The organism is Oleiphilus sp. HI0080 (assembly GCF_001635135.1).
This window is the reverse complement of the sequence record NZ_LWFU01000287.1, coordinates 1-338: the sequence shown is the minus strand read 5'-3', so window position 1 is coordinate 338 and position 338 is coordinate 1. Positions and strand designations below refer to the sequence as shown.

At 47.0% G+C, this 338-nt stretch carries 1 protein-coding gene; it reads right to left on the bottom strand.

Annotation, left to right across the window (positions count from 1 at the left end; genetic code table 11):
• On the bottom strand, positions 1-338 hold a 338-nt coding region (locus A3751_RS03015), incomplete at both ends, for an AMIN domain-containing protein (protein ID WP_156492229.1).

Sequence of the window (338 nt, the reverse complement as noted above, 5' to 3'; positions counted from 1 at the left end):
GTACTGGTCGTTGGGTGCTAAAAGAAAACTCTTTGGCTTCACCTGCTGCTTCATGTCCAGAACGATACGAAGATCTGAACCATTACGCACCGCACTGCGAATTGACTTAACCGGAGATGCCGCAAGATCAAGCGTATCAAAACGCGTTTTCTTTTTAGCGCCTTTCAGATCAATCACCACACGCTCTGGATTTTGCAAAGTCATTAGTTTGTGACTGACAGATGACCCAAGATCTAAAACCAAGCGCGAATGATCCGGCGCGTTCCACAGCCGAATTTCCTTTACATCAACCGGCTTTGCCGCAACGGACGAGACCGAAACCAACAATATTGAACATG